This window comes from Rhodomicrobium sp. Az07, from assembly GCF_018619475.1.
Taxonomy (GTDB): Bacteria; Pseudomonadota; Alphaproteobacteria; order Rhizobiales; family Rhodomicrobiaceae; genus Rhodomicrobium.
In genome coordinates, this window is the sequence record NZ_JAHFZG010000002.1 from 81,956 (window position 1) to 105,885 (window position 23,930).

Annotated in this window: 18 protein-coding genes; 10 read left to right on the plus strand and 8 right to left on the minus strand. The window is 63.0% G+C overall.

The genetic code is table 11. The features are described 5' to 3' along the window. The first annotated feature begins 61 nt into the window (after nucleotides 1-61). Nucleotides 62-769, plus strand: a complete 708-nt coding sequence (locus KKP04_RS01955; protein ID WP_215025881.1) for a hypothetical protein — start codon at nucleotides 62-64, stop codon at nucleotides 767-769. Between the two features lie 290 nt (nucleotides 770-1,059). On the opposite strand, the gene KKP04_RS01960 is transcribed toward KKP04_RS01955, so the two are convergent. The 4 genes from KKP04_RS01960 to KKP04_RS01975 all read right to left on the minus strand — a co-directional run bounded on the left by KKP04_RS01960 (nucleotide 1,060) and on the right by KKP04_RS01975 (nucleotide 6,183). After that, complete coding sequence (locus KKP04_RS01960) at nucleotides 1,060-1,842, minus strand: TIR domain-containing protein (protein WP_215025884.1); 783 nt, start codon at nucleotides 1,840-1,842, stop codon at nucleotides 1,060-1,062. Nucleotides 1,843-2,371: 529 nt separating this feature from the next. Further along, the gene (locus tag KKP04_RS01965; RefSeq protein WP_215025887.1) at nucleotides 2,372-3,547 is read right to left on the minus strand and encodes a VWA domain-containing protein; all 1,176 of its coding nucleotides are present in this window, start codon (nucleotides 3,545-3,547) and stop codon (nucleotides 2,372-2,374) included. 101 nt (nucleotides 3,548-3,648) lie between these two features. Further along, nucleotides 3,649-5,112 carry a hypothetical protein gene (locus KKP04_RS01970; RefSeq protein WP_215025890.1) on the minus strand — a complete coding sequence of 488 codons (1,464 nt, stop codon included), beginning with the start codon at nucleotides 5,110-5,112 and terminating at the stop codon, nucleotides 3,649-3,651. Between the two features lie 102 nt (nucleotides 5,113-5,214). Then, a complete protein-coding gene (locus KKP04_RS01975) occupies nucleotides 5,215-6,183 on the minus strand; it encodes a GNAT family N-acetyltransferase (RefSeq protein ID WP_251133843.1) in 969 nt (322 codons plus the stop codon). Between the two features lie 352 nt (nucleotides 6,184-6,535). Between KKP04_RS01975 and KKP04_RS01980 the strand changes: the two genes are divergently transcribed. From KKP04_RS01980 to hspQ, 6 genes are all read left to right on the plus strand, one after another. Then, nucleotides 6,536-7,099 (plus strand): TIGR00645 family protein, encoded by a 564-nt coding sequence (locus KKP04_RS01980; RefSeq protein ID WP_215025892.1) that lies wholly within the window; start codon nucleotides 6,536-6,538, stop codon nucleotides 7,097-7,099. A 299-nt stretch (nucleotides 7,100-7,398) separates the two neighbouring features. Then, entirely contained in the window at nucleotides 7,399-8,994 is a 1,596-nt protein-coding gene (locus KKP04_RS01985) for a 2-isopropylmalate synthase (RefSeq protein ID WP_215025895.1), read from the plus strand. Nucleotides 8,995-9,115: 121 nt separating this feature from the next. Continuing rightward, nucleotides 9,116-9,772 (plus strand): Pr6Pr family membrane protein, encoded by a 657-nt coding sequence (locus KKP04_RS01990; protein WP_215025898.1) that lies wholly within the window; start codon nucleotides 9,116-9,118, stop codon nucleotides 9,770-9,772. Between the two features lie 182 nt (nucleotides 9,773-9,954). Continuing rightward, a complete protein-coding gene (locus tag KKP04_RS01995; RefSeq protein ID WP_215025901.1) occupies nucleotides 9,955-11,517 on the plus strand; it encodes a L,D-transpeptidase family protein in 1,563 nt (520 codons plus the stop codon). Nucleotides 11,518-11,692: 175 nt separating this feature from the next. After that, on the plus strand, nucleotides 11,693-12,727 hold the full coding sequence (locus tag KKP04_RS02000) for a CoA ester lyase (protein WP_215025903.1): 1,035 nt from the start codon (nucleotides 11,693-11,695) through the stop codon (nucleotides 12,725-12,727). Nucleotides 12,728-12,800: 73 nt separating this feature from the next. Further along, the gene (gene hspQ / locus KKP04_RS02005; RefSeq protein ID WP_215026287.1) at nucleotides 12,801-13,133 is read left to right on the plus strand and encodes a heat shock protein HspQ; all 333 of its coding nucleotides are present in this window, start codon (nucleotides 12,801-12,803) and stop codon (nucleotides 13,131-13,133) included. Between the two features lie 52 nt (nucleotides 13,134-13,185). Here the strand turns inward: hspQ and KKP04_RS02010 are convergent, their stop codons facing one another. Next, entirely contained in the window at nucleotides 13,186-14,814 is a 1,629-nt protein-coding gene (locus tag KKP04_RS02010; RefSeq protein ID WP_215025906.1) for a GMC family oxidoreductase, read from the minus strand. A 217-nt stretch (nucleotides 14,815-15,031) separates the two neighbouring features. Between KKP04_RS02010 and KKP04_RS02015 the strand changes: the two genes are divergently transcribed. From KKP04_RS02015 to KKP04_RS02025, 3 genes are all read left to right on the plus strand, one after another. Continuing rightward, a complete protein-coding gene (locus tag KKP04_RS02015) occupies nucleotides 15,032-16,732 on the plus strand; it encodes a chorismate-binding protein (RefSeq protein ID WP_215025909.1) in 1,701 nt (566 codons plus the stop codon). Nucleotides 16,733-16,959: 227 nt separating this feature from the next. Beyond that, on the plus strand, nucleotides 16,960-20,127 hold the full coding sequence (locus tag KKP04_RS02020; RefSeq protein ID WP_215025912.1) for a PAS domain S-box protein: 3,168 nt from the start codon (nucleotides 16,960-16,962) through the stop codon (nucleotides 20,125-20,127). A gap of 357 nt (nucleotides 20,128-20,484) precedes the next feature. Continuing rightward, nucleotides 20,485-20,952, plus strand: a complete 468-nt coding sequence (locus KKP04_RS02025; RefSeq protein ID WP_215025914.1) for a hypothetical protein — start codon at nucleotides 20,485-20,487, stop codon at nucleotides 20,950-20,952. Between the two features lie 37 nt (nucleotides 20,953-20,989). On the opposite strand, the gene KKP04_RS02030 is transcribed toward KKP04_RS02025, so the two are convergent. The 3 genes from KKP04_RS02030 to dgcN all read right to left on the minus strand — a co-directional run bounded on the left by KKP04_RS02030 (nucleotide 20,990) and on the right by dgcN (nucleotide 23,835). Continuing rightward, nucleotides 20,990-21,193 (minus strand): hypothetical protein, encoded by a 204-nt coding sequence (locus tag KKP04_RS02030; RefSeq protein ID WP_215025917.1) that lies wholly within the window; start codon nucleotides 21,191-21,193, stop codon nucleotides 20,990-20,992. A gap of 612 nt (nucleotides 21,194-21,805) precedes the next feature. Then, nucleotides 21,806-22,798 carry an N-acetyl-D-Glu racemase DgcA gene (gene dgcA, locus KKP04_RS02035; protein WP_215025920.1) on the minus strand — a complete coding sequence of 331 codons (993 nt, stop codon included), beginning with the start codon at nucleotides 22,796-22,798 and terminating at the stop codon, nucleotides 21,806-21,808. A 2-nt stretch (nucleotides 22,799-22,800) separates the two neighbouring features. Continuing rightward, the gene (gene dgcN, locus KKP04_RS02040) at nucleotides 22,801-23,835 is read right to left on the minus strand and encodes an N-acetyltransferase DgcN (protein ID WP_215025923.1); all 1,035 of its coding nucleotides are present in this window, start codon (nucleotides 23,833-23,835) and stop codon (nucleotides 22,801-22,803) included. Between the last annotated feature and the right edge of the window lie 95 nt (nucleotides 23,836-23,930).

The window sequence follows — 23,930 nt, forward strand, 5'->3', positions numbered from 1 at the left end:
CATGAAACAATCGTCCAAAACGGCCAGCGCTTCTTAGTAAATACATCACAAAGGAAAACGATTGACTACCAGGAACGAGATTTCCAGACGGATTGAATCGCTTCTCGATGCTTCGGCCGAGCTTCGAGCGCGGCTGGCCGCCCGCCCGCAGGGCGAAGCCGCGCGCGACGCCCTGCGGCAGTGGCAGGCGGAACGCCTTCGCCGCGAACACGCCGATATCGTCGCCAATCCGCGTTACACGAAGACGGCGCTGTTTTTCCTGAGCGACATCTACGGCCCGAAAGACCTCAGCCGCCACGAGGAAGAGGTGCGGCGCATCCTTCCGGTCATGAAAGCTGTGCTGCCCGAAGCGGGGCTCGAAACCGTAGCCGACGCTATCGAGGTGAACACGATCTCCGAGTCGCTCGACACCGACATGCTGGAGGCTCTCGGGCAGGACGTGTTCGCACTCGACATCGACAAATGGGTTGCTGCTTACAAGAAGATCGGCCGCCGCGATGACCGCGAGCGCCAGATCGCGCTGATCGCGAGCCTCGGCCGATCGCTCGACCGCCTCACGCGCAAGCCGTTCATCGGCACGGCGCTTTCCATGATGAAAAAGCCGGCAGAACTCGCGGGACTTTCCGACCTACAGAGCTTCCTTGAGCGCGGCTATGACGCGTTTCGCTCAATGAAGGGCAGTTCCGCCGGGTTCGTGCGCGGTGTCACCGAGCGCGAGACGGAGTTGATGAACGAGTGGCTTCCGAAGGAGACTGCTGCGGCGAGTTGATGGGGCGACGGCTGCGATGGACCGGAACTACCGAGCGACGCGACGCGCCTTCCATGGAACCGCGTCGAACAAGCAGGCCCGGCGCCACTTCTTGCTGTTCTTGGGGCTACTGAAGTCGTCAAGAGATTGGGCATAGGCCGCGCCAGCGTCTATCGACTGGCAGGGGTGGTGGCATCGTCCTGAGGGGCGAGAAACGGAGGCGCGAGGTTTGTTCCTTCGCGCCCGCCCCCGGATGTTTTTCTATCTTTCTGGCCAGTGCTCCCGGTCACGGTCGCGGCAACGTTTTTTCCTTACTTAAACTCGTTGAAGGCTTTTAAGAGCTTTAGCGTCGAGGAGCCGTCCAACTCATCGCCCGAGTACCGACACTCATAGAGGCCTTGCAGGTTTGATGGAAGTTGGACCCCTTCTTCCACAAGCAGAATGAAGTTGCGTCCGTACAAAGCCATGGCCGCTCCTATTTCGATGAGCACGTTTCCGTTTAGTTGCGGGCGCTCCTTGCCCTCTTTATCGTACAAAATCTCCTCGACGCTTACGTGGATGACCGCGGCGTCGCAGCTTCTCATCTCATCCATAACTTTATCAGGTACCGGTTTCGCAGCTGCCTCGCGTTGGACTGCTATGACAGGCTCAAATTTGCCATAGAGTACGACCTGTTTCACGTGCTCCAGGATTTTCTGGTTCTTGCCGTGAGTTATGAAAACCCGTTTGATGTCATCCTGACGAGGCGTAGCGGGCGGCGCAACTTCGGCCTTGGGCGTGGCTTCCACTCCATTTATCAACGACAAGGAAGCATCCGAGGGCTCGCATTCTTCCGAAGGAGTGTCCTCGGCCTCGACCATCGCCCGAGCGTTTAATTCGTTGAACTCAAACCGGGTCGGTTGCCCCTTTCGACCGATGATGAGCGCGCCGAGATCCGCCGCCTGGGCAAGCTGAAAAAAGCATACCGCCTGATCATTTAGGGTCTTATCGCTTTCGGCAGCTTCACCGTTAAAATGCTTATTAGCCGCAAGGAACGCACCAAGTGGGACGAGAAAAGGACATTGCGGTAACTGGAAGATTGGACAAGGGCCCATGCGGTGGCCCCGATGGTCGAGGCCATTACGCGGAAAGTCGCGGGAAGGTTCATCGCGGACCTGCCCAAGATCGCAGCCTCAGCGGTGAATGGCCCGCGGCCCACAAGCCAGACACGAACAAGCCCACGCGGGGATGAGCCGCCACGTATTCCATTCACCGTTCGCGCGGCTGCCCGGAGAGAAGCTTCCTCACTTCGTCATCCGTGAATGGCCGTTCCTGCTCGTCGCGGTTTGGGCGTTCCTTGGGAAGCGTCAGACCGGTCCAGTCCAAGCCGCGATAGAGCGGTTCATCCCCGCGTGGGCGGGGAACACGTCATACTGCCCTGCGGTGGACGCGAAATTGCCGGTTCATCCCCGCGTGGGCGGGGAACTCGCGGGCCGGTTCACCAACGACACACTGGAGGCCGGTTCATCCCCGCGTGGGCGGCCATCGTGGCGTGCGATTGTTCGATAAGGATCGAACCGGGCCGAATCGGATAGGTTCCGAGGCTCCGGCGCTCGGTCTGCCTTTCGGCTTGCCGTGCTCGCGTTATCGCAGCAGTTCCGCGATGGCCGCCTCGATGCCGTCGAGCGTGAGCGGATACATGCGGCCTTCCATGATGCGGCGCATCATCTGGAGCGACGGCGTTTCGCTCCAATAGCGTTCGGGCGTCGGATTGAGCCAGACCGCGTGCTTGAACGTGTCGAGCATGCGCTGCATCCAGACTTGCCCGGACTCCTCGTTCCAGTGCTCCACGGAGCCGCCCGCGAGCGCGATCTCATACGGGCTCATCGCCGCATCGCCGACGAAAATGACCTTGTAATCGGACGGGTATGTGTGAATCACGTCCCACGTGGGCACGCGCTCGGTGTGGCGGCGCGCGTTGTTCTTCCACACGCCCTCGTAGATGCAGTTGTGGAAGTAGAAATAGTCCATGTGCTTGAATTCTGAGCGCGCGGCGGAGAAAAGTTCCTCCGTCTCCTTGATGTGGTAGTCCATCGAGCCGCCGACATCGAAGAACAGCAGCACCTTCACAGTGTTGCGCCGTTCGGGGCGAAACGCGATGTCGAGATAGCCCTTGTGCGCCGTGCCCTTGATCGTGCCGTCGAGGTCGAGTTCTTCGGCCGCGCCCGCCCGCGCAAAGCGGCGGAGCTTGCGAAGCGCGAGCTTGATGGTGCGCGTGCCGAGTTCGACCTCACCGTCGAGATCCTTGAAGTCGCGCTTGTCCCACACCTTCACCGCGCGGAAATTGCGGTTGCCGTGCTGGCCAATGCGTACGCCTTCCGGATTGTAGCCATACGCGCCGAACGGCGAGGTGCCACCCGTCCCGATCCACTTGCTGCCGCCTTCGTGGCGTTCCTTCTGCTCTTCGAGGCGCTTTTTCAGCTCCTCCATGATCTTGTCCCAGCCGCCAAGCGCCTCCACCTGCGCCTTTTCCTCGTCGGTGAGGAAGCGCTCGGTGAGCTTGCGCAGCCAATCCTCGGGAATTTCGGCCTCGATGCCTTCGCCGATGCTTTCGAGCCCTTTAAACACATGGCCGAACACGCGGTCGAACTTGTCGAGATGGCGCTCATCCTTCACGAGCGAGGCGCGGGAGAGGTAATAGAAGTGCTCGATCTTCTTGCCCGCGACGCCCGCGTCCACGGCGGAAAGCAGTGTGAGATATTCCTTCACGCTTACCGGCAGCCCGGCGTTTTTCAACTCGTAGAAAAAGTTCAGAAACATCGTGTCGCCTCGGGCTGCGCGGGGCTTCGCGCGAATTGGGTCGCGCGTCATTCTATCACTGCCGCCGCCCCAAGGAAAAGGATGGCACGGGCGCTTCCTGTTCAGCGGAAAAGATGTTGGCCCTTTTTCCTTGCGGACTTCGATTTCGCCGCAGGAGCGGTGCTGGCATCGACCGCGTTCTCTGCCTCCGCGCCGACGCTTTCGAGACGGTCGATCAGCGAATCGCCGCGCTTCTTCCCAAGCGGCGGCTCGGCGTCGGCCGCCTTTCGCTTCGATCGCGGTTTCTGCGCGCGCCCCCGACTGCCGCTTTCGTAGGCCGCGGAGGGCATAAGCAGAGCGCGCAGCGGCTCCTGCGCTGCCCCGGGCGCGGCGGCGGCTCCGGGGCGCGCCGACGCCGGTTCACCCGTCGCCGGATACACGGCAAGCTGCTTGTTCTTCTGCGGCGTGATCTTCGCCTGAACATATTGCAGGGCGCGAATGAGAAGCGCGATGCCGATCACGATGCGCTGGCGCAGCCAGTCCGACGCGCCGCCCGACGTCTCGCGGACTTGCTCCGCGCGGCGCTCCAGTTCGAGCCGCGCGAGGAACTGCCGCCCCTTCTCGCTGACATGCGGCGCGCGGGCGAGAAGTTCCGCGTAGCGCGCGCGAAGCTCCTGCGCTTCGAGCACGAATTCGTAATGCCGCTTCAGCCCCTCGCCGCCCTTGCGCGCAAGACCGCCCGCGCGCTCGAAGGCGCTCGCGAATTGCTCCGGCAGGTCGGTGCGCGCGCGGCGCAGTTCCTCGGCGGCGGCCGCAAAGCCCTTTTCACCGACGGAGCGCGCGAACCGCCGCGCCGTGGCCGCCGCGTCGACGGCGATGCTTCGTCCTTCGCGCCAAACCGTGCCGACGGTGCGGAAGAGCGACAGCGGCACCGCCGCGATCTCGGACGGGCGCGGAAGGCGCCCTTGGTCGCGTTCCGCCGCGACCAAGTCGGCGACGCGAGCCGCGAAGGCTTCGGCCTCATGCCGCGCAAGCGTCAGGCGCAGCGCAACGGGGTCCGTGTCGGCGATCTTCGGATTCCAGTCGGAGTCGGGATCCCGGAACAGGAGCGCATGCGCCTCGTCGCGGAAGGTTTCGAGCGTGTGCTCGTCGGCCAGTTCCGGGCCGAGAAGGCGGATATCCTCGATCAGGAAAATCTCGGACGCCGCCCAGAAATCGCGCCGGATCTGGAGCACCTCGGCGAGCGGCGCGAATTCCGCCACGTCGAACGCGGTCTCGATCTTCTTCTTCGCAGCGACGACGCGGTCGAAATAGGCGCTGTTCGCCTCGATGCCGTTCAGGAGGCCACGCACATCCTCACGGACGTCTTCTTCGGTTTCGAAAGCCGCCGCTCGCGGCGACGGCGAACGCCTGCGAAGCGCGGCGAGGGTTCCAATGCCCTCTTCCACCAGCGCAAGCGCGTCGTCGACCAGAGCCTTGCGGCGCGAACCGTCGCGACTGCGGACAAGACGATAGAGAAGCCACAGCGCGAAGCTCACGCCGAGCCAGAGAGCCAGAACAGCCCCGAGCGACGAAAATGCCTTCATGGCGTGCCCTTCTGTCCCCGCTTCCTCCCGCGCCGCGCATCGCTCGAAGCGCGCTTCGCCTCTGAGCCAGGCGCCGAAAATAACGACGTCAAGCGCGCGGGCTTAATGAACCGCGCCGCCCTTGCGTCCCTGCGCCGGAGTCTCGTCGGGCGCGCCGAAATGCGAGAAGTACCGCTGGTCGATCGCTTCCATCGGCAGCACGATCAGCACGTCGGTCGTGCCGAACTGCTTGTCCACCACCGCGCCGTCGCCGATGTAGCAGCCGAGGCGGAGATAACCCTTGATCAGCGGCGGCATGCCCTTGAGCGCCTCCTTCGCGTTGATCTCTTCCTTCGGGATCATGTTCATGTCGACCTTGATCTCGGGATGCGCCGAGACGAGCCAATCCTCCGGCGCCCGCGAGAAGTGGTGCAGGAAACTGAGCGCGAGCGCATGCTCCTTGGGGTCGGTGCCGGGAAAGCTCGCGCAGCCGATCATGACATTGGCGCGCTGCTCGCGGATGTAGTTCCACAGGCCCTGCCAGAGGAGTTCCACCGTGCGCTTGTTACGATACGGCTTGAGCACGCAGGAGCGGCCGAGTTCCATGAACGTATGCGTCGCGCGCTTCCTCTCGATGAGGGGCGCGATGTCGTATTCGCCCTGCGTGTAGAAGCCCCGGTTCTTCTCGGCGACATCCTGGAGGAGCACGCGATAGGTGCCGACCACCTTCGACCGCTTCGGCCAAGGCCGCTTCGCCATGCGCTCGACCGCCTTGTCGACGACGAGCAGGTGATCGCAAATCGGATCGTATTCATCCTCGTCGCGCTTCTTGATACGGGTGCGCGCGTCCGCCACCGCAGCCATCTCCTTGTAGAAGACTTCGAAACGAAGCCGCTGCGCCTTCTTGATATCGGCGACCGAGCGCGCAAGGCGCACTTCGAGGTTGCCGATCTTGCCATAAATCCGCTTCGGCTTCCTGAGCGGGAAGATCGGGAACCGCCGCCGACGCTTTGCCGCGAGCCGGAGGAATGACAGGGGCTTCGATCTGAACGAAGGCAGTCCGCCAGACCGGCCGTTGGAGGGTATGCGCATGAAACCTCTTTGTGTCAGTCACGGCCATGTGTGCCGTTCCCATCCCGTGGAAGCGGACCGGAAGCTTTACCACCCGGCACACAGCCGCCTGGAAACCCAAATCCGAAACCACATCAGAAACCCAGGCTTTGCTTGTGCCGTCCGAATCCGCAGCCGTTCAGAAGCCCGCCGCGACGCCTGACGAACCGTGTTCGGGACACTAGCTTCTGGCACGAAATTCTGCCATCGCTAAAAAGGAATATTAAGGCATTGCCATGTCGCCGCAAGATGCACTGTGAAGCATCTGCCGGGTCGGCGTGTGAGTTTTCCCGCACCTGCGGTCCGGTCCCGGATCGCCACCATCGGAGGATTTATGAAGCGCATAGAAAACGCTCTGGAGTCAGGGATTTTTGCGAGCCGCTGGATGCTCGCGCCCTTCTATCTCGGCCTTGTGGTGTCGCTGGCGCTGCTCCTCGTGACGTTCGTGCGCGAGTTCGTCAAGTTCGCGCCCGAGGTATTGGCGGGCGCGGAAACCGGCAAGGTGATCGTCACCGTGCTGTCTCTCGTCGACATCGTGATGGTGGCCAATCTCGTGCTCATCATCGTCTTCGCGGGCTATGAGATTTTTGTCTCGAAGATGCACATCAAGGACCACGAGGACCGGCCGGACTGGATGGGCCACATCACGTTTTCCGACCTCAAGATCAAGCTGATGGGCACCATCGTCGCCATCTCGGGCATCGAGCTTCTGAAGACCTTCGTGAACATAAAGAACGTCAATCAGGAAGAAATCATCTGGCGGCTCGTGCTGCATCTCACGTTCGTCGTTTCGGGCGTTCTCTTCGCCGTCATGGACCGCATGTCGGACAGCCATCACAAGGTGGAAGAGTTGGAAGCGGAAAAATATCGGCCCCACAAGGACACCCCTTCATCCTGAAGCGCCGCGATTGATCGTTTGTAGAGCTTGTCCGGAGCCTGAAGGTGTGCGATACGACGACCATGGAATTCACAATGGCCATGACTGTCGCGCATTTTTCGGGCTTCCGGGCTTTCGCTCCGGCCCGTGCCAGCGCACGCATGCGCCCCGCGACGAGCGGCCTTCTTCTCCTTATCTGCCCCTGAGCGCTGACGGTCCGGCGAACGGGCGAGCGCTTGGGGGTTAAAACCCGGGCGCTCCATTAGAGGTCTTGCCCGGTTTGTGATATGCTCCACACATCCAGGTAAGGACTCCTTTATATGACCGTTTCCAATTCCCCCGCTTCCGCGGCCGCGTCCGCCCCCCGCTCCGAAAAAGACCGCATCCTGATCTTCGACACAACGCTGCGCGACGGCGAGCAGTGTCCCGGCGCGACCATGAACTTCGAAGAGAAGATGCAGGTCGCCGAAATTCTCGACGAGATGGGCGTCGACATTATCGAGGCCGGCTTTCCGGCCGCGTCGGTGGGCGACTTCGAATCCGTCGCCGAGATCGCGAGGCGCTCGAAAAATGCCGTGATCGCCGGGTTGGCGCGCGCCAACCCGAAGGACATCGACCGCGCGGGCGAGGCGGTACGCCACGCGAAGCGCGGCCGCATTCACACCTTCATCGGCACCTCGCCGTTGCACCGGCAATACCAACTGCAAATGAGCGCCGAGCAGGTCTACGACGCCGTGGTGACATCTGTCACCCGCGCGCGCAATCTGATCGACGACGTGGAATGGTCGGCGATGGACGCGACGCGCACCGAGCCCGATTATCTGTGCCGCGTGGTTGAAGCCGCGATCAAGGCGGGCGCGACCACGATCAATATCCCCGACACGGTCGGCTACACGGTGCCCGACGAGTTCGTGGACATCATCACCATGCTGAAGGAACGCGTTCCGGGCGCTGACGATGTGATCTTCTCCACGCATTGCCATAACGATCTGGGCCTGGCGGTCGCGAACAGCCTGGCGGGCGTGAAAGCGGGCGCGCGGCAGATCGAATGCACGATCAACGGCCTCGGCGAGCGCGCGGGCAACGCGGCGCTGGAAGAGGTCGTGATGGCGATCAAGACGCGCAACGACGTGATGCCGTACTGGACCAACATCGACACCACGATGATCGCGCGCGCCTCGCGCCTCGTCTCGGCAGTGACCGCGTTCCCGGTGCAGTACAACAAGGCCATCGTCGGCAAGAACGCGTTCGCCCACGAGTCCGGCATCCATCAGGACGGCGTGCTGAAAAACGCGTCGACCTATGAAATCATGACGCCGGAAAGCGTCGGCGTGCGCGCAAGCTCGCTCGTCATGGGCAAGCACTCAGGTCGCCATGCCTTCCGCGAGAAGCTGCGCGATCTGGGCTACGAGCTGGGCGACAACGCGTTCGAGGATGCGTTCGTGCGTTTCAAGGCGCTGGCCGACCGCAAGAAGCATGTCTACGACGAGGACATTGAGGCGCTGGTCGATCAGGAAATCGCGCAGGCGCACGACCGCGTGAAGGTGGTGGCGCTCATGGTGATCGCCGGAACGACGGGACCGCAGAAGGCGACGATCACGCTGGAAGTCAACGGCAAGCAGGAAACGGCGGAAGCGACGGGCGACGGTCCGGTCGACGCCACCTTCAACGCGATCAAGGCCATCGTTCCGCACGAGGCGCGGCTGCCGCTGTATCAGGTGCATGCCGTGACCGAAGGCACCGATGCGCAGGCCGAAGTCAGCGTGCGGCTGGAAGAGAACGGCAAGACCGTCACCGGGCGCGGCGCGGATACGGATACGATGGTCGCCTCGGCACGCGCGTATGTGTCGGCGCTGAACAAGCTCGCCATCAAGCGCGACCGCGTGCATGCGCAGTCGGGCGGCACGGCGGCGTAACATCGCCGGAATGTGAGCGCCGCTCGCCTGAGCCGCGCAACAATTGCAGCCGGGACAGGGCACAAAGCCGCGTCCCGGCTGTTCGACCTTCGCTGTAAACCCGCGAAGGAGACTCCCGGCGATGCTCGTGAGACGGCTGACCGCAATCCTCATCGCCGCCTTGTGCATGGCAGCGCTCGCCATCCAGCTTCATCTCGCGATCGAGCGCGCTCATCCGACCGGTCACAGCATCGGCGGCGCAATCCTCAACTACCTCAGCTATTTCACCATCCTGACCAATCTCGCCATCGCGGCCTTGCTCGGCGCGACCGCCGCGAACGCTTCGGACGCGCGCATCTGGAACCGGCCATCTGCGAACACGGCGCTCGCCGTCTATATCATCGTCGTCGCCACGGTTTACGCGACGCTCCTTCGACATCTCTACGCGCCAGCGGGCATCGAGTTTCTGGCCGAGCGAATGCTTCACCTCGTGATTCCGGCTCTTTTCGTCGGCTACTGGTTCATTCTCATTCCCAAGGGAACGCTTCGGCTCAGGGATCAGTTGGGCTGGCTCGTCCTCCCGGCGGTCTTCTTCGTCTGGACGCTCGTTCACGGAGCTTTGACGAGCTTCTATCCCTACCCGTTCCTGAACGCAGCGGAGCGCGGTTACGCCAGCGTGTTATGGAGCGGCTTATTGTTTTCCGTACTTTTTCTGACACTGGGGACGGTTCTCATCATAGTCGACTGGCTGATGGGCTCGCTTCAGAACCGCTGGTCGGGTGAGGTGCCGACCGCGTGACAATCCAGACGCACACCGAATTGTAACTGCGCCGGCCTTATGGACCTTATAGAGAAACCCTTTAGTGAAGGCGTCCCCTGGTTGTGTACGTCGCGATGCGAATCCGCCGCTCCGATCATGACGCCGAAACGAAGAGAAGGCTTAACATGACGCGTCGAGCTACGGCTGGGGGGGCCCGTCCCATGAATGATCCGCTTCGTACATCCTTCGCCCGCTGGCGTGACCTTGCACTATTCTCATGCCTCTCCGTTGCCTTGCTCGCGCCGCTGGATTCCGCCGAAGCGCGAAAGAGATACCGGTCCTACGATGGTCAGAGGAAGAAGGTGGAAGTCCCCGCCCCCGCACCGCTGAACCGCCCGCTTTTCTTCGTCGTGAACATCGGCAAGCAACGCATCACCGCGTACTCGAACGACGGCATCTATGCACAGGCGCCGATATCGTCGGGCTCGCGCGGACACGCGACGCCAACCGGCATCTTCAACATCATTCAGAAAAACAGGCATCACCGCTCGAACATCTACAGCGGCGCACCGATGCCGTTCATGCAGCGGCTGACCTGGTCCGGCGTCGCGATGCATCAGGGCGCTTTGCCGGGCTATCCCGCGAGCCATGGCTGTATCCGTCTGCCCTACGCTTTCGCGAGCCGGATGTTTAACGCGACCGAGGGCACCGAGCGGGTGATCGTGGCCAAGGACGATGTGGTGCCGATGCCGTTCTCCCATGCGAAGCTGCCGGAACCCGCGATGATGCAGGCTCCGGGGAGCGAGCAGGTCGCGTCGATTTCCGGCCGCATGCTGGCGAACGCGGTTAACGTGGCGGAACGCAGTTCGGAAGATGCACAAAGGATCGATGTCAAGGCGGAGGCACCGGACAACGCCGATGCAACCGGCAAGCTTCTCAATCCGCGCGAATACGCCCTCGCCATGAGGAAGATTGCCGCCAAGACCGCCGATGATGCCGAACGCGCGGCGAGCCCCGCCCGCCGCGCGGTTGAAGCGCGCGTGCAGGAGCAACGCGTTGCCGCGACAGACCTTCGCAAGGCGATGGTCGCGCTGTCCGTCGCCAATCGACGTCTCGATGCAGCAGAGCGCCGCCTGAGCCGCGTCCCGGAGGCGAAGCGCCCCCAAGCCGAAGCGGCCAAAGCCGAAGCCGAGGCGAAGGTCAGCGCGGCGCAGACGCAGGTGGAGGCCGCCGAGCGCGCCAGGGCGGAGAAGGACGAGGCCGCCGCCGAAGCGATGAAGGCATTCCGCCAACTGGATGACACACGCTCTCAGGCCGCGAACGGCACGCTGTTCTGGAAGCGCAGGCTCGCGCCGGTTTCCGTCTTCATCAGCCGCAAGACTCAGCGGCTTCATGTTCGCCAGAACTACATCAAGGTGTTCGATGTGCCGATTACCATCCGCGATCCCGGCAAACCGCTCGGTACGCATCTCTACATGGCCATGCAACCTGCCAGCGGGAGCGCCGACAACGATCCCAAGCTTCGCTGGCTTTCCATGACGCTTTCCGAGTCGAGCGAAGACCCCGCGGACCGGCGCACGCGCCGCCGCAAGGGCAAGGCGGAACAGCCGCGTCCCGCGCCGAATGTCTCGGCCTCCGCCGCGCTCGACCGCATCGAGATCCCGGAAGAGGTCGAAGACAAGATTTCGGAAATGCTCTGGGCCGGCGGCTCGATCATCGTTTCGGATTCCGGGATCAGCAACGAAACCGGCGAGTATACGGATTTCGTCATCCTCACGCGCTGACGCTTTCAGCCGGCGAACGCATCGATGAAAGCCGCGTGCGTCCCACGCGGCTTTTTTTCGCGTCCGGTCGTCAATTGCCTCCCCTAATTACGCCTTTCGGAGCGGGCGGGCTCTCCCCTTCTTGACCCGCGGATTCAGCGCGGGCAAATAGAGGAAGCATTGCGCGGAGGCTCCCATGGCAGCGACCAAGACCCCATCGAAATTTTTCACGGCGCTCGCGGCGGGTGCTCCGGCCCCGTTCGTCGAAAAGCCCGTCCGCCTCGAACGGATGATTCACTTCGTCGCGCCGCATGTGGAGAAGATCCGCGCGAAGGTGCCGGACCTCATCAGGCAGGTCGACGTGGTTCTCGGCAACCTTGAGGACGCGATCCCCGCGACCGAGAAGGAAGCCGCGCGCAAGGGCTTCATCAAGCTCGCGCAGGAGAACGAGTTCGGCAAGACGGGGCTCTGGACGCGAATCAACGCGCTGAACAGCCCCTGGGTGCTCGACGACATCGTCGAAATCATGGGTGCGGTCGGCGACAAGCTCGACGTGATCATGCTGCCGAAGGTGGAAGGCCCGTGGGACATCCACTACCTCGACCAGTTGCTCGCCCAGCTCGAAGCGAAGCACGGCATCAAGAAGCCGGTCATGATCCACGCGCTGCTTGAGACGGCGGAAGGCGTGGCGAATGTCGATCTCATCGCGGGCGCCAGCCCTCGCATGCACGGCATGAGCCTCGGGCCCGCGGACCTCGCCGCGAGCCGCGCCATGAAGACGACGCGCGTCGGGGGCGGCCATCCGTCCTACGGCGTGCTGGCGGACGCGGCGGGCGACGCGGCCCGCGCCTTCTACCAGCAGGATCTGTGGCACTACACCGTCGGCCGCATGGTCGACGCCTGCGCGACCTACGGCCTCAAGCCCTTCTACGGCCCGTTCGGCGATTTCTCCGACACGGCGGCGTGCGAAGCGCAATTCCGCAACGCCTTCCTTCAGGGCTGCGCGGGGGCATGGACCTTGCATCCCTCGCAGATCGAGATCGCGCGTCGCGTGTTCACGCCGGACCCGGCCGAGGCGGCTTTCGCCCGGCGCATCCTCGAAGCCATGCCGGACGGCACGGGCGCGGTAATGGTGGACGGCAAGATGCAGGACGATGCGACGTGGAAACAGGCGAAGGTGATCGTCGACCTCGCGAACCTCGTCGACGCGAAGGACGGCACGTCCCAGTGACGGTGTGACATCTTGTAGCCCGGAAGCATGAGTGCGAAGTTTTTGAAGGATGCGGGAAGAACTCAATAACGCCATGGTGAAGGAAAGGCGCGCGCGGTTTTCCATCGGGGAAGTCGTGAAGCATCGCTTTTTCCCATTTCGGGGAATCATCTTCGACGTCGACCCCGAATTCGCCAACACAGACGAGTGGTGGCTTGCCATTCCGGAGGATATTCGCCCGGAGAAGGATCAGCCGTTCTATCATCTGCTTGCCGAAAACGAAGAGACCGAATACGTCGCCTATGTCTCCGAGCAGAACCTGCTGCCGGACGACAGCGGCGAGCCGCTGCGCCATCCCCAACTCGAAGAGTTGTTCGACGAGCTGGAAAACGGCGGCTATCGCTTTCGTGGGCCTGGCGCGAACTAAGGCCGCCTGTCGGGGCGGCGCGCGCGACCGGCGGCGTGGAGCGGCGCTGCGATCAGGCCGCCATCGCCGCATCGTCCGAGTCCGACGACGACGCCACCGCGCCCGACAGGATCATATCCGCCGCTTTCTCCGCGATCATCATTGTCGGCGCGTTGGTGTTGCCGCTGATCAGTCGCGGCATGATCGAGGCGTCCACCACGCGCAAGCCCTCAAGCCCGCGCACGCGCAGCGTTTCGTCCACCACCGCCATGTCGTCCTGCCCCATCTTGCAGGTGCCGATCGGGTGATAGATCGTCTCGGCCGTGCGGCGATTGTAGTCGTCGATCTCGGCGTCGGTGCGTACCGTGTCGCCCGGCTGGAATTCCTCGCCGCGATACGGGTCGAATGCGGCTTGCGCAAACACCTCGCGCAGCATCTTGAAGCCGTCGCGGAGCGTGCGCAGGTCCGCGTCGTTTTGCAGGTAGTTCGGCTGGATCGCCGGATGCGCCAGCGGGTCCGCCGACTTCAGCACGATTTCGCCGCGCGCATGCGGACGCTGCACGTTGTAATAGCCCATATAGCCGTGGCGCTGGATCATCTTGCGCCCGTGATCGGCATAGAGGATCGCCGCGAAGTGATATTGAACGTCCGGCGCCACCACCTCGGGCCGCGTCTTGAGGAAGGCGAGCGATTCGAGCCCCACGATCGACGCCGGGCCTTTGTGCGTCATCAAATAATAGGCGACGTGCCGCAGGAGCGCGCTCGGCTTCACGATGTTGTAGTAAGATACGGGCTGCCTGCAATTATGCTTGATCGCTCCGTGGATGTGGTCCTGAAGGTTCTTGCCGACGCCCGGCAGATGATGCACCGGCTCGATGCCGTGCGGCGCGATTTCGTCCGCCGGGCCGATGCCTGAGAGCAGCAGAAGTTGCGGCGAATTGATTGCGCCCCCCGACACGATCACCTCGCGCGCGGCGCGAAGGGTGCGCTTTTCGCGGCCTTGCGCATATTCGACGCCCACCGCGCGGCCGCCCTCGACGATGATCCGCGTCGCCTGCGCCCGCGTGATCACGGTCAGGTTCGGCCGGTCGATCACCGGCTTCAGATAGCACACGGCGGCGCTTGCGCGGCGTCCGTTCGACACCGTGCAATCGATGGGGCCGAAGCCTTCCTGCGATGCGCCGTTGAAATCGTCGGTGTAGGGGTGGCCCGCCTGCTGGCCCGCCTCGATCCACGCCACGTTCAGCGGGTTGACGACGCCCGGCCGCGACACCTTCAGCGGACCCTCGCCGCCATGATACTCATTCGCGCCGCCCGCATAGTTTTCCGACTTCCGGAAATATGGCAGCACGTCGTCCCAGGCCCAGCCGCGATTGCCGATTTGCGCCCACGTGTCGTAGTCGCTCGGCACGCCGCGAATATAGATCATGGCGTTGACGGAGCTTGAGCCGCCGAGCACCTTCCCGCGCGGCCAATAGAGGCGCCGCCCATGAAGGCCCGCCTGCGGCTCGGTATGATAGCCCCAGTCGACCCAGCCGGTTCGCATCAGGCCCGCATAGCCCGACGGCATGTGGATGAGGAAGTTCTTGTCGCGCCCGCCCGCTTCAAGAAGCGCCACCTTGACGGCCGGGTCGGACGACAAGCGGTTTGCGAGCACGCAGCCCGCCGAGCCGCCGCCCGCGATGATATAATCGTAGCCCATGTTTCCTCCGAGCTTATGTATCTTTTTCGTTCAGATTGCTCCCCGGACGGGCCGCGCGCAAGCCCCCGCACCCTGAGCGGCGTCTTCGCCTTTAGCTGTGTTCTTCGCTTGAGCTGTGTGTCCTTCGCTTGCGAAACCTGTTTGCAGCGGCCGGTTGCGTTGATACGCTCCAGCAACATCTCCGAAGCCTCAGGATCGCCCGCTGTACGCCCGCGCCTTGATCGACTTTCCGAAGGACGACGCGCCGAGGTTGAGCCTTGGCTTCGCCCGGCCGCGCGCGGTGCTCGTCGCGGAGCGCGCCGCCGATGTCGTGCCGGTTCTTGCCGAAGCGGAACGCCACGCGCAGGCTGGCCGCTGGGCGGTCGGCTTCGTGGCCTATGAGGCGGCGCCCGCCTTCGACCCGGCGCTGAAGACACTCGCGCCCGACTCCGCCTTTCCGCTCGCGGCCTTCGCCGTGTTCGACGCGCCGACGCCACCGTGCGAAGCGCCCTCGGCGTTCGCCTGCGCGGGCTGGAACGGCGACATGACGCGCGCTGCCTACGGGGAGAAGATCGAGCGCATCCGCGACGGCATCGCCGAAGGCGCGCATTATCAGGTGAACCTCACCATGCGCCTTGCGTCGCGCTTCGAGGGCGACCCGCTCGGCCTGTTCGAGGCGTTGCGACGCGCGCAGCCGCACGCCTACGCGCTCTATCTCGACCTTGGAGCGTGTCAGATCGCGTCCGTTTCGCCGGAACTGTTCTTCGCGTGGGAGCCGCGAACGCGCGCGCTAATGGCCCGGCCCATGAAGGGCACCGCTCGTGCCGACGCGCCGCCCGAAGCGCTGCTTGCCTCGCCGAAGGAGCGCGCGGAAAATCTGATGATCGTGGACCTTCTGCGCAACGACATCGCGCGCGTTGCGGTCGGCGGCAGCGTCAGCGTGCCGAAGCTGTTCACCATCGAAAGGCTGCCGACCGTGCAGCAGATGACGTCGACAATCACCGGCACCGCGCGCCCGAAGACCGCGCTCGCCGACATTTTCGCGGCGTTGTTCCCATGCGGGTCCGTGACCGGCGCGCCCAAGATCGCGGCGATGAAATCCGTCGCGACGCTCGAAACAGGCCCGCGCGGCCCATATTGCGGGGCGCTCGGTATCATCGAACCAGGCGGCGCGGCGATTTTCAGCGTCGGCATTCGAACGGTCGCCATCGCGAACGGCACCGCCGTCTGTGGCGTGGGGAGCGGCGTGACGTGGGACTCGAGCGCCGCCGACGAATATGAGGAATGCAGGATGAAGCGCCGTTTCCTGCTCCGCGCGAGCGCGTCTTTCGAGCTTCTGGAAACGATGAAGATCGAGGACGGCGCGATTGCGCTTCTCCATCGCCACATGGCGAGGCTCGCCCTGGCGGCGGAGCATTTCGGCTTTCCGTTCAACGAGTCCGAGGTGCGGCGCGCGATTGCCGCAGCATGCGAAACCCGCGCCGCGGGCACGCATCGTCTGCGGCTTCTGCTTTCGCGCGACGGAGCCGTGACGCTTGAGCCCGGCCCGCTTCCGCACACGCCGACGAATCCCGTCGTGGTCCTGGCGCAATCGCCCGTTTCAAGTGACGACGAATTCCTGCGGCACAAGACGACGAATCGCGCCGTTTACGATGCGCATGCCCCGAAGGATGCCGCAATCTTCGACACGCTCCTTTTCAACGAGCGCCAAGAAATCACGGAGTTTACGCGGGGCAATGTCGCCATCATGCGCGACGGAAAGCTCGTTACGCCGCCCGAGACCTGCGGCCTTTTGCCCGGAACGCTTCGCGCGGAGCTTCTCGCACGCGGCGATGTGATCGAAGACCTGTTAACGCGAAATGATATTATCGAAGCGCGCAACCTTATGTTTCTTAACACTCTTAGAGGATTGATTTCCGTTCGCCTGCGAAATGAGTAATCTTCCTTTTTCCGTCAGGAGAACAGCGGCGCTGCCGCTGAAGCGGCTCTGCGGTCACGACACGGCTCGCATTTCGCATCTCGCAAGTGGATATCCTCGTCATAGATTGTTTTTGTCTTGTCGAAGCTTGGCGGAGCTTGATGGTTTTGACAGCGTGTTTCCAAGCGCCCCGCTACCGCGACATGCGGTCTGACTGAAAGGCAGCTTCCTAGAGCGAAATGAACGGAATGAGCGACAAGAGAACGGGGCTTTTAGCGGCAGAACGCGCGCTTCATTGCTTTGAGCTTGCCAGCGAAGCGGCCGGATTCGGCATTTACGAATACGATATCGACAATGAAAAGGTCCGCTGGTCCGGATACATGCGGCGTCTCCTCGGTATCTCCGAGGACAGCGAGGCATGCATGGACAGCGTGCTGCCCTGCATCCATCCGGAGGATCGCGAACGTGTTCACCGCGCGGCGAAAGCCGTCGTGCGCACGGTGGGGCGATATCACAACGAATTTCGCATCTTGCGTCCAGGCGGCGAGACAAGATGGATTCTGGATAGAGGGCAATCGCTTGGTCCCGTCAATCCGGCAACGGGCAAGGTCGCCCTTTCCATCGGTACGCTGATCGACGTCACGGAACAGCGGCAGGCCGAAATCGACCGCGCCCTCTGGGAAAGCCGCTTTCGCAGCATCTATAAATACTCGCTCGCGGGCATCGCCATCACCGGCGCCGACGGTCGCTTCCTCGAATGCAATCCGGCTTACAGCAAACTGGTCGGATATTCGGAGAGCGAGCTTCGCGAAAAGCATTTTTCCGAACTGTTTCACCCGGATGAGTGCGATGAGCACGTAGAACTCTCGCGTGCGATGCAGGCGGGCGAAATCTCCTTCGTCGACGTGGAAGGCCGCTATGTTCACAAGAGCGGGCGGCCGGTGTGGACGCGCAAGATCATTTCCCTGTTGCCCGATGAGGCGGGGGCGGGACCGCATAGGGCCATGGTTCTCGCGACGAATATAACGAAGCGTAAACAGGCCGAAGACGCGTTGCGCGAAAGCGAAAGACGAGAGCGGCTCAGGCGACAAGACCTCGAAGCCGTTCTTGAGGCCGTACCGGCGGCTGTGATCTTCGGGGAAGACCGCGCGTGTTCGCGCCTGAGCCTCAATCGCATGGCGCAGGATATTCTCGGGCTGCCGCACCAGTTCTCGATTGCGGGGTCTCCCAAAGTCGTCAGAGTTTCGAAAGACGGCCGCCCGGTCGAGGAAGGACAATCTCCGCTGCATCGAGCAGCCGAGACCGGACAGGCGCTTTTCGGCGAGGATATGGAAATTCACTATCCGGACGGCCGATCGCGCTTCATTCATGGCAACGCCCTGCCTCTCTTCGACGAAAAGGCGGAGGTGCGCGGTGCCGTTGGAGCGTTCTTCGATTGCACCGAATGGAAAAATACGGAAAAGGCGCTGCGCGAAAGCGAAGCGACGCTGGCCCGCGACGCGGCGGCGCTCCACCGCCTCAACGAGGCCAGTTCGAGGCTCTGGCGCGCGCGCGATCTGGCAAGCGGACTCGATGAGGTGCTCGGCGCGGCGATCGAACTTCTGGGCGCGGATCGCGGGGGTATTCATATATACGATGCCGAGCGCGGCGTCATCCGCGTTGCCGCCGTCCGCGGCTTTGACAAGGCCATCGTCTCCGCCTTCGAAGAAACGAGGATCGACGACTATCCTGTCCTCGCCGAGGCAATGCGAAAGGGAGAGACGCTCGCCGTAAGAGACGTTCTGAACGATCCGCGCTTCGTCGATCCGCAATACCCGCAAGTCGCGGAAGCCTTGGGGTTTCGCGCCGCGCAGTACAGCCCGCTCGTCTCACGCGACGGCACTGTGCTGGGCATGCTGTCCACGCAGTTTTCGCAGCCGCATGCGCTTTCGGAGCAGGATTTTCAGCGGCTCGCTCTTTTCGTGCGGCAAGCCACCGACTTTCTGGAACGCTGCCGCGCGGATGAAGTCCGCCGGGAGAGCGAGGAACGCCTGCGTGCCATCGTGGATACGGCCGTCGACGCCATCATCGTCATCGACGAAAAGGGCGAGATCCAATCGATCAACCCGTCCGGGGCGAGAATCTTCGGCTACAGCCAGGAAGAACTCGTCGGCAAGAACATAGCTCTGCTCATGCCCGAGCAGGACGCTACCTTACATAATGATTATATTCTGAAATACCTGAAGACCGGCCAGGCAAAAATCATGGGAAGCGGCCGAGAACTCTTGCACCGGCGGAAGGACGGCACGGTGTTCAACGCCGATCTCGCCATTGCGGAATGGCGTGTGGCCGGCCAGCGTTATTTCACCGGCACCATTCGCGACATAACCGAGCGGAAGCGGCATGAGGAAGAGGTTCAGCTTTTGCTGAGGGAGGTGAACCACCGATCCAAGAATATGCTTGCCCTTGTTCAGGCTATCGCGCGGCAGACGGTATCCACCAACCCCGAAGACTTCCTTGAGCGGTTCGAAGAGCGCGTGCGCGCCCTTGCGGCTGCGCAGGATCTTCTCGTCAAGTCGGAGTGGAAGGGCGTCGTTCTCACAGAACTGATCCGTTCGCAGCTTGCGCACTTTCGCGATGCTATCGGCGAGAGAATATCGCTCGACGGGCCGCCGCTGTTCATTTCCGCTCCGGCGGCGCAGACGCTCGCGATGGCGCTGCATGAGCTGGCGACTAACGCGGGCAAATATGGCGCGCTCTCATCAAGCGCGGGGACGATCCATGTAAGCTGGTCTGTCGGGTGGAACGCGAGCGAAGAGGCCGACAGCTTCGAGCTGGAATGGCGCGAGGCAAACGGGCCCGCCGTCAACATCCGAGCCAGGGAAGGCTTCGGCTCCACGGTTCTCGGGCCGATGACCGAAATGAGCCTCGATGCACAGGTTCAGTTCGACTTCGAGCCGACCGGCGTGATCTGGCGCCTGAACTGCCCGCTGAAGAACTTGGTGGAGGGGAAGTCCTCGCCAGCCTCCGTTCCAACCAAGCTGCCCCCGGCTAGCCCTCAGTCGGGACGCGGATGCGTCCTCGTTGTGGAAGATGAAGCGCTTGTCGCGCTGGAAATCGGGCACGCCCTGAGGGAGGCCCGGTTCGAAGTTCTGGGGCCAGCGCGCTGCGTAGCGCAAGCTCTTGAACTCCTGAAGGTTTCCCGCTGTGGTGCTGCGGTGCTCGATATCAATCTCGGATCGGAGACCTCGGAAACCGTCGCGCTCGAACTCAATCGGCGCGGCATCCCCTTCGTGATCGTATCGGGATACTCGCTCGATCAGCTTCCGCCGGCTTTCGAGGGCGTGCCCGCGCTGGTGAAGCCGCTGCACCCCGACGTTCTCAAGACGGAGTTGCTCCGGCTCATGGCGGAGAACAGCTCCGGGCCAATTCCCTGAAGCACGAGCTGCCGCAGCAGACGCCAGAGCCCGTTCCGCTGTCCGGGATGACCGCGCTTCTCCACTGGCCGATCCTGACTATATGAGATGTATCTGGTATTCCGCTGACACTGACCGGAGGCCGTTCGAAGGCACAGCACCCAATCTGATCGGCACCGCTCTTGCGCTCGGATCATTGTCCAGCCGAGGTTTCCGCGCAATCAGCCGGCAAGCGGACTGGATCGCGAACAGATTTGAAACCAATTGCCGGTTAATGTGCGTTCGATTTCAGGAACTCAAGCGGCAACTATCTTCTCGGCGCTATCGGCAACGGTGCACCAGGAGGCAAGCGGACGGGCAAGTGAGGAACTCATGGCAATGAGTGGTACATTCAAGACAATCTCATTCGACGACGGCACCTATGCCGTGGTTTCCATCGACGCCGACGATCAGAAAAAGATGGAAGTGGTGGCGACTTTCTTCGACGTCGAGCGCGCACGCGACTATGCCTCGAAGGAAAGCGGCAAGCCGTCCAGGTCCCCCGTTCGCGCCGAAGCGAGGGCGGAGCCGAGGCGTTCAGCCGCTCATCAGGCGGATGTCAGCCCGGAAAGCGCCGCGGCTTCGGACCTGAGCGAACGTCAGGCTTCCGTGTTGAAGGCTCTTCGCAACCGTATGAACGAAAAGCACGAAGTCGAGATGCGCGCCGCTTCCCTTGCGGGCGCGGCCAAGATCCCGTTGGGATCGCTCCATTCGGTTCTTCAGTCGCTCGAAAAAAAGAACTTCATCAAGACGGCCCGCACAGGCTCGGCAAAGGCCCCCGCCATCTATGAAGTTCTGGAAAACTGAAGCCCTTCTTCAAGGCAGACGACAACAAGTCGACGGCTCATGAAGCTCGCCTGTCCTTGTCCAATTCGGCGAGCCGCTCGTTCTCCCATTTGCGCACGGCCTCGCGAGCGACGACGTCGAGCAAGACATCGTCAATTCGCTTTTGCCGGGCGCGCGCACTCACCGCGTGCTCTTCCTCGGCAGCAACATATTTGTTCCAAAATATTGATAGTCTTTCTCGAAAATTCACAATGATCGGCATAGCTACTCCACCCAATGACAATCAAATCAAACGACGCCGTCAATATTAGCGGAGTGTCCGCTAATTTGCCATGCCGAACACTGCCACCGGAAAGCCGTACGGTCCATACCACAGGGGTGCGTTTCTGGTTCTCGCGGATCTGATTCTTCGCCTTTTTGGCTGGTAAGTGGCTTTCCTCCCGCGCCGAACCTGTGCCCCGCGCGCGCTTTTTACGCGTGTCTCCCTTCTGACAGTAACCGTTCCCGGCGCCGTCCTGGCTGGCACGGGCGCCGCCTTCGCCACAAACTCCTTTGGGGGGAGATAGCTGTCGCTTTCCTCGGCAAGGGCGGGGATGACAGGAGAACAGGTCAGCACAGCAGACAGCATGGCGAACTTCAGACAAAAGGAACGCATGATACCTCGCAGCCGCAACGAAAGCCCGTCAGATTGACTGGCTCTACCAGAGGACGGCCCCGACAACGCGAAGCGTCCTCCGATATAATGTTAGGTCTTCGCGAGGGTTCGGCACGTCCAAACCAAGGCGGCGGTTAGTTTTGAATCAAGAGGTATGAAGCAATTCGTCCGATGTCTTGAGCTGTACCTTGGAGCAGCCCGCCGGGGAGCGCTATCGCCCTATCCCCAGAGCGCGGCGGGAAGCTCGCCGATGACGCTGCCCTCGAAGGCTAGGCCGGGGTCGCGGTCGCGCGCCAGCAGCAGCGGGCCGTCGAGGTCGACATAGTTAGCCCCGTTGGCCAGAAGCAGCGCGGGCGCCATGGCAAGCGACGTGCCGACCATGCACCCGACCATGATCGCCAATCCGCGCGTGAGGGCCTCGCGCTTGAGTTCCAGCGCGGCGGTGAGCCCGCCCGTCTTGTCGAGCTTGATATTGATCGCCTGATACCGCGAGGCGATCTGGTCGAGGTCGGCTGCGGTGTGGATGCTTTCGTCGGCGCAGAAACGGATTGCGCCGCGCTCATCGCCCGCGATATCGGCGAGGCGCGCGTCGGCTCCGGCGGGTAGCGGCTGCTCGACGAGCGAGACGCCAACGGCGCGGCAGGCCGCGAGATTTTCCGCGAACACGGCTTCGTCCCATGCCTCGTTGGCGTCGGCGATGAGGGTGGCGTCCGGCGCACCCTTGCGGACGGCGGCGATGCGCGCCGCGTCGCCCGCGCCGCCGAGCTTCACCTTGAGGAGCGGCCGATTACTGGCCGCGCGGGCGGCTGCCTCCATCGAAGCAGGATCGCCGAGGCTCAACGTATATGCGGTTGTCGCGGGTCCGGGCGCCGCGATGCCTGCAAGCTCCCACACACGCTTGCCCGCGAGCTTCGCATCCAGATCCCACAGCGCGCAGTCGAGCGCATTGCGGGCCGCGCCGCCCGGGAGCAGCGTCTGGAGATCGGCCCGCGTCGCCCCGCCCGCAATCGCGTTTGAGAGGCTTTCGATTGTCGCGGCCACGCCTTCGACGGCTTCGCCATAGCGCGGATAAGGAACGCATTCGCCCCGCCCGCGCGCGCCGCCATCCTCCACGGTGGCGACCACCACGCGCGCCTCCGTGCGACTGCCCCGCGAGATCGTGAACGCGCCCGCGATGGGCCAGCTTTCGACGGCGACGGTCAGCCTGCGCATCGCTAGCTCACCTTCACCGCGCCGCGCGTCAACGGAAAGTCCGCCGCGATGCGATCCACGATAGGCCCGACGCCGAAGCGGATCGGGTCCGTCGCGGGAAGGAAGTGCTCATCCTGAAGCCGCTTCAGCGTGTCGGTCGCGGCCTTTTCGTCGAGCGCCTGCGTGTTCACGGAAATGCCGATGGGGCGTATGCCGGGATTGGTCAGCGCGCCGAGGCGAACCGTCATGTCGATCACCTCGCGGATCGACGGCAGCGGATGCGCGACGTTGCGCATGGCCTTTCGCGTCGTCTCGTGACAGACGACGAACGCATCGGCCTGCGCGCCGTGCAGGAGGCCGAGCGACACCCCCGCGAATGAAGGGTGGAACAGCGAGCCCTGTCCTTCGATCAAGTCCCAATGATTGACATCGGCGGCGGGCGAAATCCATTCCACCGCGCCCGAAATGAAATCGGCGACGACCGCGTCGATGGCGACGCCGCGTCCCGAGATGAAAACGCCCGTCTGCCCCGTTGCCTTGAAGTCGGCGTCGAAGCCACGCGCGCGCATTTCCTTCTCAAGCGCGAGCGCGGTGTATTTCTTGCCGACCGCGCAATCGGTGCCGACCGTTAGAAGCCGCATGCCGGAACGTCTGGTGCCCTTGCCGACGGCGAAACGCTCGTCCGAATGGCGCACGTCGAAGAGTTCGCGGCCGCATTCTCGGGCGGTCTCCGCAATCGCAGGGATGGACGATAGCCGGACGTGCAGCCCGCTCGCCACGTCGAGCCCCGCCGCAAGCGCCTCCCGAATGGCGCCGATCCAGTGCTCGGCCAGCACGCCGCCCGCGTTCACCACGCCGATGACCAGCGTCTTCGCGCCCGCGTCGGCGGCCTGCTGAACGGTCATGTCGGGGAGGCCCGTGTCCGCCTTGCATCCCGGCAGACGGAACTGGCCGAGGCACCAGTCGCGCCGCCAGTCCACGATGCCTTGCGCGGTCTTGGCCGAAAGCTGATCGGGAACGTCGCCGAGAAAAAGCAGATAGGGATGACGAATGAGCATGGGGCGCCCCTGAGAAATCCGATGCGGGATCATAGTCCTTTTGCACGAAAAGTGCCAACGGCACGATGGATGCGGGCGATGTGTTCGTTCAAGGA

Bases quoted from the DNA above. Each gene is read 5' to 3' on its own strand.
- KKP04_RS01960 (WP_215025884.1), bottom strand. From the start codon at position 1,842: ATGGGCCCTTGTCCAATCTTCCAGTTACCGCAATGTCCTTTTCTCGTC.
- KKP04_RS01965 (WP_215025887.1), bottom strand. From the start codon at position 3,547: ATGTTTCTGAACTTTTTCTACGAGTTGAAAAACGCCGGGCTGCCGGTA.
- KKP04_RS01970 (WP_215025890.1), bottom strand. From the start codon at position 5,112: ATGAAGGCATTTTCGTCGCTCGGGGCTGTTCTGGCTCTCTGGCTCGGC.
- KKP04_RS01975 (WP_251133843.1), bottom strand. From the start codon at position 6,183: ATGCGCATACCCTCCAACGGCCGGTCTGGCGGACTGCCTTCGTTCAGA.
- KKP04_RS01980 (WP_215025892.1), top strand. From the start codon at position 6,536: ATGAAGCGCATAGAAAACGCTCTGGAGTCAGGGATTTTTGCGAGCCGC.
- KKP04_RS01985 (WP_215025895.1), top strand. From the start codon at position 7,399: ATGACCGTTTCCAATTCCCCCGCTTCCGCGGCCGCGTCCGCCCCCCGC.
- KKP04_RS01990 (WP_215025898.1), top strand. From the start codon at position 9,116: ATGCTCGTGAGACGGCTGACCGCAATCCTCATCGCCGCCTTGTGCATG.
- KKP04_RS01995 (WP_215025901.1), top strand. From the start codon at position 9,955: ATGAATGATCCGCTTCGTACATCCTTCGCCCGCTGGCGTGACCTTGCA.
- KKP04_RS02000 (WP_215025903.1), top strand. From the start codon at position 11,693: ATGGCAGCGACCAAGACCCCATCGAAATTTTTCACGGCGCTCGCGGCG.
- hspQ (WP_215026287.1), top strand. From the start codon at position 12,801: ATGGTGAAGGAAAGGCGCGCGCGGTTTTCCATCGGGGAAGTCGTGAAG.
- KKP04_RS02010 (WP_215025906.1), bottom strand. From the start codon at position 14,814: ATGGGCTACGATTATATCATCGCGGGCGGCGGCTCGGCGGGCTGCGTG.
- KKP04_RS02020 (WP_215025912.1), top strand. From the start codon at position 16,960: ATGAGCGACAAGAGAACGGGGCTTTTAGCGGCAGAACGCGCGCTTCAT.
- KKP04_RS02025 (WP_215025914.1), top strand. From the start codon at position 20,485: ATGAGTGGTACATTCAAGACAATCTCATTCGACGACGGCACCTATGCC.
- KKP04_RS02030 (WP_215025917.1), bottom strand. From the start codon at position 21,193: ATGCCGATCATTGTGAATTTTCGAGAAAGACTATCAATATTTTGGAAC.
- dgcA (WP_215025920.1), bottom strand. From the start codon at position 22,798: ATGCGCAGGCTGACCGTCGCCGTCGAAAGCTGGCCCATCGCGGGCGCG.
- dgcN (WP_215025923.1), bottom strand. From the start codon at position 23,835: ATGCTCATTCGTCATCCCTATCTGCTTTTTCTCGGCGACGTTCCCGAT.